General features: G+C 63.9%; 12 protein-coding genes and 1 pseudogene. 8 read left to right on the top strand and 5 right to left on the bottom strand.

Annotated elements, in window-relative coordinates; genetic code table 11:
- Positions 1-7 precede the first annotated feature (7 nt).
- Positions 8-1,087, bottom strand: coding sequence for a branched-chain amino acid aminotransferase (locus ACVMB1_RS40575; protein WP_076825532.1), 1,080 nt, complete (start codon positions 1,085-1,087; stop codon positions 8-10).
- A 330-nt stretch (positions 1,088-1,417) separates the two neighbouring features.
- Here ACVMB1_RS40575 and ACVMB1_RS40570 point away from each other — a divergent pair, with 330 nt between their 5' ends.
- From ACVMB1_RS40570 to ACVMB1_RS40560, 3 genes are all read left to right on the top strand, one after another.
- Positions 1,418-1,966 (top strand): MarR family winged helix-turn-helix transcriptional regulator, encoded by a 549-nt coding sequence (locus ACVMB1_RS40570; RefSeq protein WP_038375766.1) that lies wholly within the window; start codon positions 1,418-1,420, stop codon positions 1,964-1,966.
- A 19-nt stretch (positions 1,967-1,985) separates the two neighbouring features.
- A complete protein-coding gene (locus ACVMB1_RS40565) occupies positions 1,986-2,690 on the top strand; it encodes a response regulator (protein ID WP_038377300.1) in 705 nt (234 codons plus the stop codon).
- 113 nt (positions 2,691-2,803) lie between these two features.
- A complete protein-coding gene (locus tag ACVMB1_RS40560) occupies positions 2,804-4,189 on the top strand; it encodes an ATP-binding protein (protein WP_057016618.1) in 1,386 nt (461 codons plus the stop codon).
- A 1-nt stretch (position 4,190) separates the two neighbouring features.
- Here ACVMB1_RS40560 and ACVMB1_RS40555 read toward each other — a convergent pair whose 3' ends face one another.
- The 3 genes from ACVMB1_RS40555 to ACVMB1_RS40545 form a co-directional block, all read right to left on the bottom strand.
- Positions 4,191-6,326 (bottom strand): TonB-dependent siderophore receptor, encoded by a 2,136-nt coding sequence (locus ACVMB1_RS40555; RefSeq protein ID WP_244558687.1) that lies wholly within the window; start codon positions 6,324-6,326, stop codon positions 4,191-4,193.
- Positions 6,327-7,046: 720 nt separating this feature from the next.
- Positions 7,047-7,577, bottom strand: coding sequence for a DUF3617 domain-containing protein (locus ACVMB1_RS40550; protein ID WP_057016619.1), 531 nt, complete (start codon positions 7,575-7,577; stop codon positions 7,047-7,049).
- A 43-nt stretch (positions 7,578-7,620) separates the two neighbouring features.
- Positions 7,621-7,920 (bottom strand): hypothetical protein, encoded by a 300-nt coding sequence (locus ACVMB1_RS40545; RefSeq protein ID WP_028341043.1) that lies wholly within the window; start codon positions 7,918-7,920, stop codon positions 7,621-7,623.
- A gap of 166 nt (positions 7,921-8,086) precedes the next feature.
- Between ACVMB1_RS40545 and ACVMB1_RS40540 the strand changes: the two are divergent.
- The 4 genes and pseudogenes from ACVMB1_RS40540 to ACVMB1_RS40525 all read left to right on the top strand — a co-directional run bounded on the left by ACVMB1_RS40540 (position 8,087) and on the right by ACVMB1_RS40525 (position 10,933).
- Positions 8,087-8,564, top strand: a pseudogene (locus ACVMB1_RS40540) (hypothetical protein).
- A gap of 113 nt (positions 8,565-8,677) precedes the next feature.
- Complete coding sequence (locus tag ACVMB1_RS40535; RefSeq protein WP_076825537.1) at positions 8,678-9,364, top strand: ribonuclease T2 family protein; 687 nt, start codon at positions 8,678-8,680, stop codon at positions 9,362-9,364.
- Between the two features lie 234 nt (positions 9,365-9,598).
- Positions 9,599-10,459 (top strand): 23S rRNA (adenine(2030)-N(6))-methyltransferase RlmJ, encoded by an 861-nt coding sequence (locus tag ACVMB1_RS40530; protein WP_076825539.1) that lies wholly within the window; start codon positions 9,599-9,601, stop codon positions 10,457-10,459.
- A gap of 261 nt (positions 10,460-10,720) precedes the next feature.
- On the top strand, positions 10,721-10,933 hold the full coding sequence (locus tag ACVMB1_RS40525) for a cold-shock protein (protein WP_016844477.1): 213 nt from the start codon (positions 10,721-10,723) through the stop codon (positions 10,931-10,933).
- Between the two features lie 273 nt (positions 10,934-11,206).
- Here the strand turns inward: ACVMB1_RS40525 and ACVMB1_RS40520 are convergent, their stop codons facing one another.
- Positions 11,207-11,830, bottom strand: a complete 624-nt coding sequence (locus tag ACVMB1_RS40520) for an outer membrane protein (protein WP_016844476.1) — start codon at positions 11,828-11,830, stop codon at positions 11,207-11,209.
- Positions 11,831-12,096: 266 nt separating this feature from the next.
- On the opposite strand from ACVMB1_RS40520, the gene uvrC reads away from it, so the two are divergent.
- The gene (gene uvrC / locus ACVMB1_RS40515) at positions 12,097-14,208 is read left to right on the top strand and encodes an excinuclease ABC subunit UvrC (protein ID WP_076825541.1); all 2,112 of its coding nucleotides are present in this window, start codon (positions 12,097-12,099) and stop codon (positions 14,206-14,208) included.
- The last annotated feature ends 37 nt before the right edge of the window (positions 14,209-14,245 follow it).

The following is a 14,245-nucleotide window of genomic DNA, read 5'->3' as shown; positions in this document are numbered from 1 at the left end:
CCGCGCGTCAGGCGACGTTCCTGATCCAGTTATGCGGGTCGTTGGTGCGACCGTACTGGATGTCGACCAGCTTCTTGCGCAGGCCCATGGCGACCGGGCCGGCCACGCCGCCGCTGATCTGGAAATCGCCGCTCGCCGAGCACACCTTGCCGATCGGCGAAATGACGGCCGCGGTGCCGCAGGCGAACGCCTCCTTCAGCTTGCCGCTGGCGGCGTCAGCGCGCCATTGCTGGATCGTATAGGGCTCCTCGCGCACACGCGTGCCGGCATCCTTGGCAAGCGCGATGATCGAGTCGCGGGTGATGCCGGGCAGGATGGTGCCGAGCGGCGGCGTCAGCAGCGAGCCGTCGTCGAACGCGAAGAACACGTTCATGCCGCCGAGCTCCTCGATGTAGCGGCGCTCGACCGCATCGAGGAACACGACCTGGTCGCAGCCCCGTTCGATCGCCTCGGCCTGCGCGCGCAGGCTGGCGGCGTAGTTGCCGCCGCATTTGACGGCGCCGGTGCCGCCGATTGCGGCGCGCGTGTAATTCTCCGACACCCAGATCGACACCGGCGCAGGGCCGCCCTTGAAATAGGAACCGACCGGCGAGGCGATGACCGAGAAGATGTATTCGGCCGACGGCTTCACGCCGAGGAAGACCTCGCTCGCGATCATGAAGGGCCGCAGATAGAGACTGCCCTCGCCGCCCGGGATCCAGGCGCGATCGATCCGCACCAACTGCTCGACCGCATCGATGAACAAATCCTCGGGCAACGGCGCCATCGCCATGCGCTCGGCCGAATCATGGAAGCGGCGGGCGTTGGCGTCCGGCCGAAACAGGTTCACGCCGCCGTCGTCGCGCTTGTAGGCCTTGAGGCCTTCGAAAATTTCCTGGGCGTAGTGCAGCACCGCGCCGGCCGGATCGAGCGGAAAATTGGCGCGGGCCTCGATGCGGGCGCTGTGCCAGCCCTTGCCCTGGCTGTAGCGGACGATCGCCATGTGATCGGTAAAGACCCGGCCGAAGCCGGGGTCCACGAGCTTCGCCGCGCGATCCTTGTCGGATGTCGCATTCGGCGAAGGCTGGATGTCAAATTTCAAAGTCATTTTTCTTGCTTTCCGCTGTCGGAACCGGCGCGATACCCGGCGCCGGCCTGTTTCCCCCGGAGCCATCAGGCTCGGCTGGCCCGAACTTCACCACCGCCGGCCGCGCCGCCGGCTTCCATCGCCAACATGCCGTTTAGACATGCTTTTGCGGAATGCTGAAGTCCAGTATGTTTGCCGAAATGCCGCTCGACAATCGCACGGTAGTCCAATTTGCGGCCCAAACCGCCTCACAGGCTCGTTCAGGCCGCCTTAAACGCTGTCGAGGACAAGACGACCTAATGTTTCGTCGTGACAGGCAGTTTTGTAACATTGAACCCAAGATACGTCAATATGACTGACATAAATTTCTCAGGCATGGCTGCCAAGCCCGATTCGCAGGGAGACGACAACGCCCCGGCGGCGGGGGCGCGCGACCTGCGCTGGGATATCATCGAGCTGTTGTTCTTCGCCTACCGCGACTTTGTCGGCGATGCCGACCAGGAGCTGGAGGCGTTCGGCTTCGGCCGCGCCCACCACCGCGTCATCCACTTCGTTACCCGCTATCCGGGGCTGAAGGTCGCCGACCTGCTCGACGTCCTGCGCATCACCAAGCAGTCGCTCGGGCGCGTGCTCAAGCAGCTCCTGGACGAGGGCTATATCGTGCAGAAGACCGGCAACAACGACCGCCGGCAGCGCCTGCTCTACGCCACACCGAAGGGCGAGGCGCTGGTCGCCAAGCTCGCGGGGCTGCAGACCGACCGCATCAACCGCGCGGTCGCCGGCATCGATCCGGCCGGCGTCGAGACGGTTCGCCAATTCCTCCGCGCGATGATCGACCGCGACGATCCCGACAAGGTGCTCGAAGCGATCTTCGGCGGCGGCAGAAAAACGAGGGAGTGAGCTGGTGCAGGCTGCAACCATGATGCGCGCGCCGGTCGAGCCGGCCGACGACGCGCCGCATCTTCTGCTGGTCGACGACGACCGCCGCATTCGCGACCTGTTGTCGCGCTTTCTCTCAGGCGAAGGCTACCGGGTCACGACGGCAATGAGCGCCACCGATGCGCGCGCCAAGCTGCTCGGGCTGCATTTCGACCTGCTGATCCTCGACGTGATGATGCCCGGCGAGAACGGCTTCGACCTCGCCCGCTTCATCCGCAGCTCCTCGACGGTGCCGATCATCATGCTGACCGCCCGCCACGAGGCGGAAGCCCGCATCGAGGGCCTGCAGATCGGCGCCGACGATTATGTCGCCAAGCCATTCGAGCCGCGCGAGCTGGTACTCCGGATCGGCAATATCCTCAAGCGCACCGCGCCGCCGCAGGTCGCGGTCGTCGAGCAGATCGCGTTCGGCCCCTATATTTTCCACATCGAGCGCAGCGAACTGCGTCAGGGCGAGGAGATCATCCATCTCACCGATCGCGAGCGCGAGATGCTGCGCATCCTCGCCAGCGCGCCCGGCGAGACCGTGCCGCGCGCCGAGCTGACCTCCGGCGGTACCGTCAACGAACGCGCGGTCGACGTGCAGATCAACCGCCTGCGCCGCAAGATCGAGCACGATCCTGCCAATCCGCTGTTTCTGCAGGCGGTGCGCGGCATCGGCTATCGCCTGGTGGCTTCGCCCTGAGCATGACCCAGAAAGTAGCCCGCATGAGCGAAGCGATATGCGGGGTTAGCAAGCCCCGGATATCGCTTCGCTCATCCGGGCTACGAAATCCCATCGCTCTATAAGTATCGAACATGAGCACGCTCGACTCCGGCCTGACCCTGATCCGCAACGCCTCGCAGCGCGTCTCGAAGGCGAACGGCTGGATGGGCAACGCGTTCAAGAGCTGGATGCCGACCGGCCTCTATGCCCGCGCGCTGTTGATTATGATCGTGCCGATGGTGATCCTGCAGACCGTGGTGGCGTTCGTGTTCATGGAGCGGCACTGGAACACGGTGACGCGGCGCCTGTCGGCCGCGGTGGTGTCCGATATCGCCGCGCTGATCGACGTCTACAAGAGCTACCCGCAGGACAAGGACCGCGCGCAGCTTCGCCGCATCGCCCAGAAACTGCAGCTGGTGGTCGACTTCCTTCCCGCCGGCGACATGCCGCCGCCGGGGCCGAAGCCGTTCTTCTCGCTGCTCGACCAGACGCTGTCGGTGCAGCTCGGCCGCCAGATCAGCCGCCCGTTCTGGATCGACACCGTCGGTAAATCCAATTTGGTCGAGATCCGCGTGCAGCTCGACGATTCGGTGATGCGGATCTTCGCCCAGCGCAGCGCGGCCTACGCCTCCAATTCGGAGATCTTCATCTTCTGGATGCTCGGCACCTCGACGATCCTCCTGATCGTCGCCGTGCTGTTCCTGCGCAATCAGATCAAGCCGATCCTGCGGCTCGCCGACGCCGCCGAAAGTTTCGGCAAGGGCCGCGAGGCACCGAACTTCCGGCCGCGCGGCGCGCGCGAGGTGCGGCGCGCGGCGCAGGCCTTCATCGAGATGAAGGCGCGCGTCGAACGTTCGATCGAGCAGCGCACCGCGATGCTCGCCGGCGTATCGCACGATCTGCGCACCATCCTGACCCGGTTCAAGCTCGAGCTTGCCCTGATCGGCGAAGGCCCCGAGATCGAGGCGATGCGCAAGGACGTCGACGAGATGTCGATGATGCTGGAGGATTATCTCGCCTTCGCGCGCGGCGATTCCGGCGAGGTCGCGCAGCCGACCGACATGGCGTTGGCGCTGGAGGAATTGCGCAGCGACGCCGAGCGCCACGGCCACACCGCGACCGTTGCGTTCCACGGCCTGCCCGTCGTCACGGTGAAGCCGGCCTCGTTCAAGCGCTGTCTCGCCAACCTCGTCTCCAACGCCGCGCGCCACGCCAACACGATCTCGATCACCGGCCATCGCGACCATCGCTATCTCAACGTCACGGTCGACGACGACGGGCCGGGCATCCCCGCCGACATGCGCGAGGAAGTGTTCAAGCCGTTCCTGCGGCTCGACGATGCCCGCAACCAGGACGAAGGCGGCACCGGGCTCGGGCTTGCGATCGCCCGCGACATCGCCCGCTCGCATGGCGGAGACATCATGCTCAGCGAAAGCCCGATGGGCGGCCTGCGCGCCGTCGTGCGGGTGCCGGTGTAACCTACCAGCGGTAGGACAAGGTGCCGATGACCTGCCGCCGTTCGCCGGCATAACAGTAACCGGACTGGCAGGTCTGGTAGTGCGTGTCGAACAGATTGGTCGCGTTGACGCGCATCGTGGCGCCGAGGAAGCGCCGGTCCAGCTTGCCCAGATCGTAATCGATCACCGCATCGAACAACGTCGTCGCAGCGTTCTGGAACGTGTTCTGGTCGTTGCCGAAGTTCGTGCCGATATAACGCACGCCGAGACCAAGCCCGAGGCCTTCGACGGGCACGCCGGACTGGAACGTATACTTGCCGAAGGCGGCGAAGGAATTCCCCGGAATGCCGGAGAGCTCATTGCCGGTCGTATCGGGATTGCCCTGCGTGATCACGACGTTGAGATGGGTGTAGGCGGCGGTGAGATCAAATCCCTGCTTGAGCGCGAGCTTCGCCTCGAGCTCCACACCCTTGGATTCGACCTGCCCGGTCGCTGCCTGGAATGCCATGTTGTTCGGATCGGTACGCAGCACATTGTCCTGCGTGATGTCGAACACCGCGGCGGTCAACAGCACCGGAACGTTCGGCATCTGGTACTTGATGCCCACTTCCTTCTGCTCGCCGGTGGTCGGCCTGAACGGCAGTCCGGATGCGTCGACGCCGACCTGCGGGGCGAATGCCGTCGCGTAGCTGATATAGGGCGCAATGCCGTTGTCGAAGACGTAGCTCAGGCCCGCACGGCCCGTGAAGGCGGTCGCCTTCTGCGTTGACGGCACGCCGTCGAGACCCGCGGTCGTGGTCTGCGACACCCAGCTCTGGCGGCCGTTGAGCGTCAGAATAAAGCCTCCGAGCTTGGCCTGCTCCTGCGCATAGACACCGACCTCGTCGGTCGACTGCTTGTTGAAGATCGAGAATGCCGGCGTCGCGATGGCCTGGGCGCCGTAGTTCATGCTCAGGAGATTGAGATCGGGCGCCGGGCCGTAACCGATCTTGTCGTTGTAGTAGGAGTGACCGTAGTCGACGCCGAACAGCACGGTATTCTTGATCGCGCCGAGCATGAACTTGGCCTCGGCCTGATTGTCGAGCGTCACCATGTTGAAGCTGTCCAGGATCCGCCACGCGGACCGCGACGCCAGATTGGTGCTGCTGTCGATTGAATCGATCTGGGTGTATTTCGCGTCGACGTCGACCTGATAGAAGCGGAAGTTCTGCCGCACCGTCCACACGTCGTCGACATTGTGCTCGAACGCGTAGCCGATGCGATATTGCTTCTGATCCATGGCGCTGAACGCCGGATCATTCGAATAGATGTTGGTCAACTGTCCGTCAGGCGTGCGGAAATTGCCGATGCTGGCGGCGGTTCGGCTCTTTTGATATTCGCTGAGGATGGTGAAGGACGTGTCGGCGTCCGGCCGCCAGGTCAGCGCCGGCGCGATATAGGCGCGATCGTCGTCGTTGCCGGGGTACCAGGTCTTTGCGTCGCGAAGCAGGCCCGTCAGCCGGTAGTACAGCTGATCGCTGCCGGGCACCGGACCACCGACATCGAAACTGCCCTGGTAACGGTCGTAGGTGCCGCCCTGCAGCTGCACCTCACCGAATGCCGTCAAAGGCGGCCGCTTGGTCGTGACATCCACGATGCCTCCCGGAGAGCCGAGGCCATAGAGGCCCGAGGCTGGTCCGCGGAGGATCGACACGCTGTCGAGACCGTAAGGTTCGATCTTGGGAATTGCGAAGTTGCCGCCGCCCTGGCGCAGGCCGTCGCGATAGATCCCTGTATAGGTCGCGTCGAAGCCACGGATGTAGAAACTATCGAACCTTGGATCATAGCCGAACGCCGTGGTCGTCACGCCGGGCGTGTAGCTGACGGCGTCCTTGAGCGTCTGAACGTTGCGATCCCTTAGCTCCTTTTGCGTCACGACCGAGAGCGATTGCGGCGTTTCGATCAGCGCTGTGCTGGTCTTGGTGCCGGCCGTGCTCGCGGTTGCGACGTACCCCGTGGTCGTACCGATCGCGCCTCCTGTGCCTTGCGACCGCGGAGCCTGGCTCCGGGCGGGCGCCGCGGCACTGCGGCGCCGGTTCGCCGCGACCGCGCGCGAAGTCCTGGTGTTCTGGCTTGAAACGACGGCACCGCGCTTCCTTGCGGCGCCAGGTTCATCCACCGTCACTGCGGGAAGTTCGCTGACATTGCTCTGCGGAGGACTTGTCTGCGCCTGAGCGCTGGCGACGTCTGCACCCATTGACACAAGTATGACCGAACCGAGTAGCGCCGCATTGATCGCAGCCGTTGATGCGAGCAAGCCGCGCTTGCTCCGCAACGAAGCCATTCCCACCGAACAAATCCCCACATTGCCTTACGCCGACATCGATCGAGCCGCGTTTGCGACAAGGCCGGCATCGATTGGGGCGGACTTCTATCGGCGGGATGATCGAAATTCCACACGCGCAAAATAGAATCGATGGAAGCAGAAACGAAGCGCAACACTGGAGTGATTCAAGATGCGCAACGCTGGAACGATTCAAAACGACATGTTGGCGCGTCAGGCTTTCGACACAACGAATGCGAATGCGATGCGCGTCGTCTCTCGCAGAGAGTCTCGAACGCGGGAGCACGCGGCGATCATTCGATGATGTTGCATCCGTCGACGTCATCGCGCGCCAAGGAGCGCACGAACGCGGTGAACCGTCATCTCCGCGCAAAGGCTTCGCCTTTGCGCGGAGATGACGGGGAGGGATCGGATGGATTTCACATCGCCTCAGCGCAAGATTGCTTTGCAATTTTGTCGCGAGCTACTCGAAGTGATGGTGGTGCAAGCTGCGCAGCCTCTCAGCATGCGAGGCGATGCATTCGGGCGCCCGGCAACAGCCGGATGCGCTGCGCGCTACTTCTGCTTGGGCATGAGGCCCTTCAGCTTTTCCATGTCCTTGACGTTCATCTTCATGCCGCCGGGCATGATGATGTCGCCGGCCTTCTGGTCGCTCTTGCAGGCGCCGAGCCATTTCGCCTCGATGGTCATCGTGGTGTCGCGCGAGCCGGCCGCGCCGCCCTCGGCATGCGAGGTGCTCTTCACCGTGTAGGCGGAATTGAAATCGCCGACGATCTCGGCATGGCTCTGCATCGTCATGCCGGCGACGCTGCAGACGCTGTCGCTGACATAGCCGGTCGCGGTCTTCTTGATATCCTGCTTCGAGCAGACTTCCTTGGCCATCGGCGAGGCCGCCGCGCTCATCTCCTTGTCGGTGGTCTCGTCGGTGCAGTGCTGCATGGTGATTTCGGGCATCGGCCCGCCGGTGCGCACCATCTTCATCTCCCACAGACCGGCCTTGCGGATCGGCAGGTCGACGGCACTTGCGGCGCCAGCGGACAGGACAAGGCACACAGCCGAACCAAGCAAGGCAAGCTGTCGGGTCATGCGGTCGGCTCCCGGCTGAACGATCGAAAGATCCGGTGCGCGCTCAGTAGAGCGTGCGCAGCGGCCTCTGGGCTGCGCCATAGGGCACCCAGCGACAGGCGAAAGAGATGTAGCCGCCCGGATAGTTCTGCATCGCAAGGAACTTAACCACCTTGCCGTAGGAGGCGCAGTGATCGACTGCGAGTTGCCGGGCGTCGCTCTGGGTCGCCAGCGTATAGGCGATGATACCGCCGGTATCATTGCCCTTGAACGGCGGTACCGGCTGCATCCAATCCGCCCGCGCCGGCACAACGGCCAGCATCCCGCAAACGGCAACCAGGCACGCGGCCAATTTCCTTCGCATCGCAGACTCCATTTCGCTTCGAGCCAACATAGAGTGCGCCGGCGACCGTGAAAAGAACGAGCCGGCTCCCCAAAGTGGACTTCTCCGCAGGTGTTGCCGCCCTGCACTTGACCTTGCCGGGGCTTCGCGGCACCGTCCGCGGCATCGGATAATCGGGTGGATTCCCATGCGCAACCTGTTCAACTCCCGCAATAAACTCGGCCGCAAGCTCGGCCTCGGCGCCGCACTCGTGGTCGGCCTGCTGGCTTTCGGGGGTACGGCCCAAGCCGCCAATCCGCTCGAAATGAACTTCTGGCTGTCCGGCCCGCGCTATGACGGCAATGTGGCCCCCATGCGAGAAGGCCCTGACGGTCATCAGCACGCAATTCCAGGAAAAGGAAGCCACCTTCTGGAATTCGCCGCTCGTGATCACCGGCTTCAACGGGATTCACGAAACCGCCTTCCGCCCCTGGCAGTCCGACAATATCCCGCGCCGTTATTGCACGGGCGAGGCGATGCTGAGCGACGGCAAAGTGCGCAAGGTGCACTATTCGATCATCGAGGACGGCGGCTTTGCCAGCATCAATCAGGGCGTCGAATGGTGCGTCGCGGGGCTCGACCGCAACTGGACCTATAACCCGTCCTGCAAGGCCGCGCGGCCCTGATCTCCGACCAGATTGCTAAAGCAGGAGCCGCCGCCATTTGGACGGCGGCTTTTTGTTCTTGAAATGTTCTCGCGGCCTGCTAGGCTCTGGGCGGTCGAGTGAGGGAGCGTTTGATGCCTCGGTTGGACACGATTTCCCGATTTTTGATTTCGGTTGCCATTATTCTGTGCGGTGCGGTCGGGGCGTCGGCCCAGGATCGCCGCCAGAATGCGCCCGGCGAGTTCGATTTCTATGTGCTGTCGCTGTCGTGGTCGCCCTCGTTCTGCGAGGCGGCGAGCGAGCGCGGCAACAACGGCCGCGGCACGCAGGCGCAATGCGGCGGACGGCCATATTCCTTCGTGGTGCACGGCCTGTGGCCGCAATATGAGCGGGGCTTTCCGGAATACTGCCAGCGGCCTTCGCCGCGACTCGCCCGCAGCATCATGAGCTCGATGCTCGACCTGATGCCGGCGCCCGGGCTGATCTACAACGAGTGGGACAAGCACGGCACCTGCTCCGGTCTCGGCGAGCGCGCCTATTTCGAAGCCATCCGCAAGGCCCGCGCCACGGTGAAGATCCCCGAGGAATTCCTGCAATTGTCGGAGCCGAAGACGGTCGCGCCCGACGAGCTGGAGACGGCATTCATCAAGGTCAATCCGGGCCTCAGCAACTCCGCGATCTCGGTGACCTGCGACAGCAAGCGGCTCAGCGAGGTGCGGATCTGCCTCAGCAAGGATCTGGAATTCCGCTCCTGCGAGGAAATCGACCGCCGCGCCTGCCGCCGCGATCAGGTGCTGATGCCGCCGGTTCGCGGCGGCTGAAACTCTGGGTCATGGCCGGCAGACCCGCGCTGCGCGTCGTCGCGCAGCTGTCCCGGCCACCTGCGCCATCGCGAAACAAGCAAGATAAGGCGCAGATGCCCGGGAGCCCCGGCTACGCCAAGGCTTCGCCGAGCTCGGACGTTACCCCCGCCGAAGCTTTAGCGAAGGCCGGGACAAGCCCGGGCATGACGAGTACAACATGCGCACCCTTTGGGAGCGCAGCACGATCATCACATGAACTACCGTCACGCCTTTCATGCCGGCAGCTTTGCCGACGTCATCAAGCACATCGTGCTGGTGCGCATGCTCACCTATCTGCAGGACAAGCCGGCGCCGTTCCGCGTCATCGACACCCATGCCGGCGCCGGTCTCTATGATTTGACGTCGAGCGAAGCGCAGCGCGGCGGCGAATGGCTCACCGGCATCGCGCGGCTGATGCAGGCGCGGCTCTCCGACCAGGCATTGCCGCTGATCGCGCCCTATCTCGACATCGTCAGAGCATTCAATCCGAAAGGCGAGCTGAAAGCCTATCCTGGTTCGCCGTTGATCGCGCGGGCGCTGCTGCGTCCGCAAGATCGCCTCACCGCCTGCGAGATCGAACCGTCGGCGCGCAAACAACTGATCGACGCGCTGCGACGCGACGCGCAAGCGCGCGTCGTCGATCTCGACGGCTGGATGGCGCTGCCCGCATTCGTGCCGCCGAACGAACGGCGCGGCCTGGTGCTGATCGATCCGCCGTTCGAAGCGAAGGACGAGTTCGAGCGGCTGGCCAGTGCTTTCACGGAAGCGTACGCGAAGTGGCCGACCGGCTCGTATCTTTTGTGGTACCCCGTAAAAACCCGGAGAGCCACCGATGAGCTAACGCGCAGTGTGGCTGCTGCAGCAGCAAGCAGCCGGCCCGCCGGCAAATGCCTGCGATTGGAATTCAGTGTGGCACCGCAAGAAGCAGGCGCAGGCCTCGTTTCCACAGGGCTTTTGCTGGTGAATCCGCCGTGGACGCTGGCGAATGAGTTGAAGGTCATCCTGCCCGAACTCGAGAAGCCGCTCGGTCAAGGCGGCGCGGGACGCTTCAGACTCGAGACGCCTAAACCATGATCGACAACCTCCTACTGAAAAGTTCAATTTTGAGCATAGGCAATTTGCGCGGAACCGTATTATGCTCATCCTGTTACGACTGGCTTTACGTTCCGCTTCCGCGAATGGTTGCGGCGGAGTGACAAGGCCGAAATAAATCCAGGCAGACCGGCGGCGTGACGCCGGCCTGTTCAGGTGGCCAAGCTTCCGACAAGCGAATGTCGGTCAACCGCTACGCGGCGTGCGCGTAGCGGTGGAGCAATACGGGGGAGGAGTTTCCCGATGGCCATGACTGGGACAGTCAAGTTCTTCAACGGAGAGCGTGGCTACGGCTTCATCAAGCCTGATGATGGCGGCCGCGATGTGTTCGTTCACATCACAGCTGTCGAGCGTGCAGGATTGAAGGACCTGACTGAAGGACAACGCATTACGTTCGAGGTTGAGCCCGACAAGAAGGGCAAGGGCCCGAAGGCGGTCAACCTGGTGGTCTCATGACGAGCGCTCGCGATGCGCGGCTCGGAATGAACACCGAATGAGGCGTTGCGTGTGAGTTGGCTGCCGAGCGCGTGGCTGGCGCTCGCTGGATGACCACCTGCATGATGCGGACGCGACCGGCGGAGCCGCATATCCCACACGTGCGGCCCACCGATTGGATTCGCGCACGCCGCGGCATGCATGTCGCATGCGCGACGTTGAGATCATCAACACAAAGAAAAACCCGGCCGCGCTAGGCGCGGCCGGGAGTTGATGGTCGACGTTTTCTTGTTCTCAGAAGTGATAGTTGATGCCGGCGCGAACCAGGCTGAAGCTGTAGCCGTTCGACACACCACCGGTGATCGTGAAATTGCTGTTGGCAAGGTCGACGTAGAGATACTCGATCTTGGCGCTCCAGTGCGGGGCAAAGCCCATTTCGGCGCCGGCACCGACGGTGAAGCCCGCATTGGTGTGGCTCTCCGTGATGCCGAACGTCTCGCCGCGCAGTTCGCCGAAGGCGAGACCGCCGGTCGCGTAGAACAGCACGTTATTGACCGCATAGCCGGCGCGGCCGCGCACCGTGCCGAACCACGGGTTGGAGAACTTCCACGGCGCGAACCGGTCGTCGGCTGTGGTGCCCTGGATATCGGCCTCGATACCGAACACCCAGGGGGAGCCGTTCTGGAAGTTGTAGCCGGCCTGTACACCGCCGACGAAACCGGACGGCTTGGTCGGGTTGTTCTCCACCGAGCCCCAGCCATAGCCGACATTGCCGCCGAGATAGGGGCCCGCCCAGCTATAGGCATTGAGCGGCTGATAGACGGTATAGGGCGATCCGTAATTGAGGTCGGCCGACGCGGCCGAGGTCGTCCAGCCTGCAACGATCAGTGCCAGCGCACGCGCAACAAACCGGGTCATTGGTACTCTCCAGAACGCAACTGCCGCAGCCCGCCGGCGAGGGCCGGCGTGGTTACGGAATTCCACTTTTTTCGCTAAGGTTTATCGAGAGTTTTAAGTTAAAGGGCTGTTAAGCCCGGTTACCGGCCCGCTCATCAGTCTTAACAAGGTGTTACGCACCCCTTCCCGGCGCCCGTGCGGGGCCGGTAACCTCCTGCAATCGAGGTGCTTTTTGTAGGTGCCGTCAACGCTGGCGACCGCTCGCCCAAGCACTTAGTTTACGGCCCATGGTTCACGATTCTCCCGAGCGCCCGACGCCGGCCCCCAAGGTTGACTCCAAGGTTGACTCCAAGGCTGCCCCCAAACCACGGCGCGGTTCGAAGTCCGACCTGCCGCAGGACGATCTGACGCTCGATACAAGTGACGTCGATCCCGAAACCTCCGCCGCCGAGGAGGAGGACGAGGCGCGCCTGCCCGAGACTTCGGAGGACGCCGCCGAGGCGGTCGCCGAGGGCACGCTCTCGGTCGGGCATGCCGCGATCGAGAACGCGGTCCGCCTCGCCCCGACCTCGCCCGGCGTCTACCGCATGCTCAACGCTGCCAACGACGTGCTCTATGTCGGCAAGGCGAAGAACGTCAAAAAGCGGCTGTCGTCCTACGCGCGGGCCAACGCGCCGCTGCCGGCGCGGATCCTGCGCATGATCGCGGCGACCACGCAGGTCGAGATCGTCTCGACCATGACCGAGACCGAGGCGCTGCTGCTCGAAGCCAATCTGATCAAGCAGCTCCGTCCGCGCTTCAATGTGCAGCTGCGCGACGACAAGTCGTTTCCCTACATTCTGATCACCGGCGACCATTGGGCGCCGCAGATCCTCAAGCATCGCGGCGCGCAGTCGCGGCCCGGGCGCTATTTCGGCCCGTTCGCCAACGCAGGCGCAGTCAACCGCACCATCACGGCGCTGCAGCGCGCGTTTCTGATCCGCTCCTGCACCGACGGCTTCTTCGAAAGCCGCAGCCGGCCCTGCCTGCTCTATCAGATCAAGCGCTGCGCCGGCCCCTGCACGCGCGAGATCGACTTCCCCGGCTACAGCGAACTGGTGCGCGAGGCGACCGAATTCCTCTCCGGCCGCAGCCACGCCGTGAAGGAGCTGCTCGCGGCCGAGATGGAGAAGGCCTCCGGCGAGCTCGAGTTCGAAACCGCGGCGCTGTACCGCGACCGTCTCGCGGCGCTGTCGGCAATCCAGTCGCAGCAGGGCATCAATCCGCGCACGGTCGAAGAGGCCGATGTGTTCGCGATCCACCAGGAGGGCGGCTATTCCTGCGTCGAGGTGTTCTTCTTCCGCACCGGCCAGAACTGGGGCAACCGCGCCTATTTCCCGAAGGCCGAGAAGAGCTTCACGCCCGAAGAAGTGCTGTCCTCGTTCCTCGCGCAATTCTACGACGACAAGCCGCCGCCGAAGCTGATCCTGCTGTCGCACGAGATCGAGGAAAGCGCGTTGCTCGCCGACGCGCTGTCGGTCAAGGCCGGATCCAAGGTCGAGGTCTCCGTGCCGAAGCGCGGCGAGAAGAAGGAGCTGATCGGCCACGCGCTCACCAACGCGCGCGAGGCGCTCGGGCGCAAGCTCGCCGATACCGCGACGCAAAGCCGGCTGCTGGAGGGCATGGTCTCGACGCTCGGCCTGCCGCACACACCCAAGCGGATCGAGGTCTACGACAACAGCCACATCCAGGGCACCAACGCGGTCGGCGCGATGATCGTGGCGGGACCCGACGGGTTCATGAAGAACCAGTACCGCAAGTTCAACATCAAGTCCGAAGGGCTGACGCCGGGCGACGATTACGGAATGATGCGCGAGGTGCTGGAACGCCGCTTCAAGCGGTTGCTGAAGCCGCCGGAGGGCGAGGCCGCAGCCAAGACGAAAGCGGATGACGATTCGTTCCCGCAATGGCCCGACCTCGTCATCATCGACGGCGGCCGCGGCCAGCTCAACGCGGTCCGGGAGATCTTCCAGAATCTCGGGCTGACCGAGGTCTCGCTGATGGCGGTGGCCAAGGGTCCTGAGCGCGATGCCGGGCGCGAAACCCTGTTCATGCCCGACCGCGAGGCCATCAAGCTGGAGCCGCGGGACCCGGTGCTCTATTTCATCCAGCGGCTGCGCGACGAGGCCCACCGCTTCGTGATCGGCTCGCACCGCAAGCTGCGCAAGAAGGACATCCGCGAGGCCGGACTGCAGGAGATCCCGGGCATCGGCCCGTCCCGCAAGCGTGCCCTGCTGCACCACTTCGGAACGCTCAAGGAGATCGAGCGGGCCTCGATCGCCGACCTCGGCAAGGTTCCCGGCGTCAGCGCCGAGAGCGCCCGCAAGATTTTCGAGTTTTTCCACGCCCAGCCGGGTTAAACCAAAGGCGAGTCATCAGGGCGTCGCCTGCGACAGG

Source organism: Bradyrhizobium sp. USDA 4504 (assembly GCF_054063995.1).
The sequence above is the reverse complement of the archived record's forward strand: the minus strand, read 5'-3'. Positions and strand labels throughout refer to the sequence as shown.

Excerpts from the sequence above, each read along its gene's own strand:
- ACVMB1_RS40575 (WP_076825532.1), bottom strand. The coding sequence starts at position 1,087 with ATGACTTTGAAATTTGACATCCAGCCTTCGCCGAATGCGACATCCGAC.
- ACVMB1_RS40570 (WP_038375766.1), top strand. The coding sequence starts at position 1,418 with ATGACTGACATAAATTTCTCAGGCATGGCTGCCAAGCCCGATTCGCAG.
- ACVMB1_RS40565 (WP_038377300.1), top strand. The coding sequence starts at position 1,986 with ATGATGCGCGCGCCGGTCGAGCCGGCCGACGACGCGCCGCATCTTCTG.
- ACVMB1_RS40560 (WP_057016618.1), top strand. The coding sequence starts at position 2,804 with ATGAGCACGCTCGACTCCGGCCTGACCCTGATCCGCAACGCCTCGCAG.
- ACVMB1_RS40550 (WP_057016619.1), bottom strand. The coding sequence starts at position 7,577 with ATGACCCGACAGCTTGCCTTGCTTGGTTCGGCTGTGTGCCTTGTCCTG.
- ACVMB1_RS40545 (WP_028341043.1), bottom strand. The coding sequence starts at position 7,920 with ATGCGAAGGAAATTGGCCGCGTGCCTGGTTGCCGTTTGCGGGATGCTG.
- ACVMB1_RS40535 (WP_076825537.1), top strand. The coding sequence starts at position 8,678 with ATGCCTCGGTTGGACACGATTTCCCGATTTTTGATTTCGGTTGCCATT.
- ACVMB1_RS40530 (WP_076825539.1), top strand. The coding sequence starts at position 9,599 with ATGAACTACCGTCACGCCTTTCATGCCGGCAGCTTTGCCGACGTCATC.
- ACVMB1_RS40525 (WP_016844477.1), top strand. The coding sequence starts at position 10,721 with ATGGCCATGACTGGGACAGTCAAGTTCTTCAACGGAGAGCGTGGCTAC.
- ACVMB1_RS40520 (WP_016844476.1), bottom strand. The coding sequence starts at position 11,830 with ATGACCCGGTTTGTTGCGCGTGCGCTGGCACTGATCGTTGCAGGCTGG.
- uvrC (WP_076825541.1), top strand. The coding sequence starts at position 12,097 with ATGGTTCACGATTCTCCCGAGCGCCCGACGCCGGCCCCCAAGGTTGAC.